Genomic DNA, 3,475 nt, shown 5'->3' on the forward strand with positions numbered 1-3,475 from the left:
CCATTCTTTATTTAATTAGTGTTGCACTTAATTTGACAATTCAAGTACTATATTTATTAGGAATCTTTAATAGAGATTCTTTTTTATTTAACTCCCATGTGAGTGTCTTTACGCATAGTTAATAACTGAAAAAAGAGTTTTTTCTGCTAAAATATTTTCACTAACAGAACTTATGTTTTATTCGTAAGCACTAAATAATTGGACGTATTCAAAAANATATTGGGGGCTATTTTAACAACGTTTTTGAGGGGTTATTTGTTAGTTATAGACCCTGAGTTAAGGAATGTACTGATGTTTTCTAGTGTAAGCACTAAATAATTGGACGTATTCAAAAAGGCATTCGAGCATGTTATTCTTCAGATAACACAATCGAATGCCTTTTTAAGTTTTTACAGTTAAGCTGCACAGCTTTGCTGTACTGCTTTAGCCCATGGTAAATAAGCCTCTAACTCCTCGTCAGTTGGGGAATCTCCTAACCGAGGCAAGTAGGTGAACAGATAGACTAAGTATTTTTTGAAATCTAAATGATTGGCAATGGCCGTTTCGAATAGGCCTAGGAAGAGGGCGTTAGCCTTGGCTCCGCGCTGGCCGGTACTAAAAAGCCAATTCTTACGACCAATGACCGAAGTTTTGATACTCCGTTCGGCAATGTTATTACTAATGGCCACCCCAGGATCATTTAAAAAGACCTCTAGTTGTTCACGCTGATTCACCATGTAGGTATAAGCGCGTCCCAACTTAGACTTGTTGATAGGGGTAGTTTCACTCATTAGCTGCCATATGCTATCGACAATTGGCTTGGACTCTCGTTGTCGAATCTCTAACAACTGTTGTGGTGAAAAGCCCTGAGCTTTTCGTTCGATCGCAAATAGTTGATCGAACTTTTTGACAAATTTGCGGCCAAGACTCCTTTGGCTCTCAATTCCATTAGTGCCATCCACAAATTTTCGTCGTCCATGCGCCCAACAGCCAGCCCGCCGAATCCCTGGCGGAATGTGATTGTAACCCGCATAGCCATCGCAGACAAGAGTTCCGTTGAAGCCTTCGTAAATCGCCCGGGCCACTTTTTCACTTCGAGATGGGTCATAATGAAAATGGATAATCGAAGTAGCCGCGTTAGCGGCAGATCGCATTTCCCATAGAAATGACTTTGAGGTTGCCGACTTTCCTGGTTCTCGTAAAACTTGAATTGGCGTTTCATCGCCATGCAAATATGGTTGCTGCTTAAGCTTCCTGAAAAGCAACTGATCGACTAAAGCAACCCTCTCCGATCCAAAAATCACCCAATTGCTTAAGGTGGCTTCGGATACCGATAGTCCCAATCCCTTTAAACGTTGTCGTTGACGATAAAGTGGCAAGGCTAATTCATATTTATTGGCAATAATTGTTGCGACTAAATCTTCTGAAGCCAAACTATGGGCCATGAATGATTGTGGGACCGTTGCCGAAACAAATTGGTCGCCATCGTAATTGACGTCCTCTGAACAATGTTGGCATTTGCCAACTTCCTGATACCGACGAACTATGTATGCTTGAGCTGGTTGGAGATGAAATTTGTCTCCAATCAACCGTTTAAATATCTGATAGGCATTGCCACAATTGTGGCAATTATGTTCGGCTAATTCAATCAGTTCTTCCTTTATCGGGAGGTTTTTCGTGATTTTCGCTTTTTGACTTTGCCTTTTCTTTTTACGAACTGTGACAATTTCGATTTGTTCTCCAGTTGACTCTGGGTCTTCGAAAACACCATTACTGGCGTCATCAAATAGAGAGGTTTGACCATCGTCAATCGATTTTTCACTCGAATGACCATATAATTTGTTGCGAAGATATTTTACCTGCTCAGTTAAAATTTGATTCTGCCGAATAAGCTCTTCAATTTGAGCTTGTTGACTGGCATTAATCTTTTTAAGCTCCTCAATAATATCCATTGGTCTCACCACCTCGGTTGGTTTTCAATGATCATATCATGAAGTTTGAATCTTGCCTATACCTTTTAGAAAGGTTGACAGAGCGAGACTTTCAATAAATATTGCCTGGTCTAACACGATGAACCGATGGTTCAATCGTCAGCCCGGTTAGTAACCATTTGAGTTGCTGATTTGTTAATTGCCGGACTTCCACTGCGGTTCTTGGCCATTGTAAATGTCCTGATTCATAACGTTTGTAAAGTAATACAAAGCCGTCACCTTCCCAATAGATAGCTTTAAATCTGTCTTTCCGTGTTCCACAAAATAGGAACAATGCGGGTGAAAATGGATTTAAGTCGAATTGATCTTGGATAATTGTTGCTAACCCATCAATTCCTTTGCGTAAATCTGTTTTGCCGCAAACCAAATAGACTTTATCTAATTCGGTAAAGTTGAGTAATTTAGGCACCCGCCATCAGCTCCTTTAGAATGATCTTCAATATTTCTGGCTGGGCATTATTAATGATACTTAATTTTTTATTATTGACGGTTAATTGACAGGCCGGTTGAATTTTATTGGGATCATCAATCTTTGTAATTTGTAACTTTTCAGTGGGTACTGGCACAATGGTCTTTTCCATAAAGAATCACCTCATACTTAATTAATAATTCTATGGTACTCAAAAAGACGTCTACGAAGTAGACGTCCAGTTATTTAGTGCTTACTTTTATTCGTGGTTTTTAAGCAAAATTGTAAAAAATATATTTCTTCAAAGAAATAAAAAGGGATTAGTAATATCATAATATTACTAATCCTAATATCACTATTTGTTTTGATCTATCAAGAAGAAATAGCCTTCATTTGTTAATTGGCTTTGGCTAATAGGTGCTTAAAATTTTTCTCTCTAACGCTTCTAGGAAGGAAACTTCGAATCTCGTCTTCGTTAAATCCGACTTGTAAAGTATTTCTATCAAAAATAATAGGACGTTTGATCATTTCAGGATGCTTAGTAAGCAACTGAATAAACTGTGATAAAGTCAGGCTCTCGATATCAACATTGAGTTTTTTAAATACTTTGCAACGTGTAGATACTAGATCCCAACAACCATTTTCTGTTAAGCTTAATAATAATTTGATTTCGGACGCATTCAGTGCTCGCCGAGACATATCTCTCTCTTGGAATGACACATGATGTTCTAATAACCAATGTTTAGCTTTACGACTTGAAGTACTACTTGGTGTTACTAGTAAATTTATCATTTTAAATTCCCTCCTTATACCATTAAAAAGTGGGCGTAAATATGATTGGGAACAACTGATTAATTAATACTAGGTTATCACATTTATAACAAAAGTAAAACGCTTAAAAATTTACATAAGCAAATCTCTAAATGTTTCTGAATACGCTTTCTTATTTTATATCACATTTATACAATGCTTTCAATAGAATTTTGTTATTGAAGGCATATTTATTTTACTCCTTTTTACCCTGTGCCAAATAAATATTATTCGATAATGATACAAATTAAAATTGCTTGAATTGTCAAATTAAGTGCAACACTAC

Annotated in this window: 4 protein-coding genes; all 4 read right to left on the reverse strand. The window is 37.2% G+C overall.

What is annotated here, in order from left to right; all coding sequences use genetic code 11:
- Positions 1-395 precede the first annotated feature (395 nt).
- Positions 396-1,931 (reverse strand): IS66 family transposase, encoded by a 1,536-nt coding sequence (gene tnpC / locus FD47_RS13870; protein WP_054736700.1) that lies wholly within the window; start codon positions 1,929-1,931, stop codon positions 396-398.
- Between the two features lie 91 nt (positions 1,932-2,022).
- Positions 2,023-2,379 carry an IS66 family insertion sequence element accessory protein TnpB gene (tnpB, locus tag FD47_RS13875; RefSeq protein ID WP_015639741.1) on the reverse strand — a complete coding sequence of 119 codons (357 nt, stop codon included), beginning with the start codon at positions 2,377-2,379 and terminating at the stop codon, positions 2,023-2,025.
- Positions 2,372-2,551 (reverse strand): hypothetical protein, encoded by a 180-nt coding sequence (locus FD47_RS13880; RefSeq protein WP_054736699.1) that lies wholly within the window; start codon positions 2,549-2,551, stop codon positions 2,372-2,374. The genes tnpB and FD47_RS13880 overlap by 8 nt, the downstream gene beginning before the upstream one ends.
- A gap of 224 nt (positions 2,552-2,775) precedes the next feature.
- A complete protein-coding gene (gene spx / locus FD47_RS13885; protein WP_054736820.1) occupies positions 2,776-3,171 on the reverse strand; it encodes a transcriptional regulator Spx in 396 nt (131 codons plus the stop codon).
- Positions 3,172-3,475 lie beyond the last annotated feature (304 nt).

The organism is Lentilactobacillus parafarraginis DSM 18390 = JCM 14109 (assembly GCF_001435895.1).
In the GTDB taxonomy this organism is placed as follows: domain Bacteria; phylum Bacillota; class Bacilli; order Lactobacillales; family Lactobacillaceae; genus Lentilactobacillus; species Lentilactobacillus parafarraginis.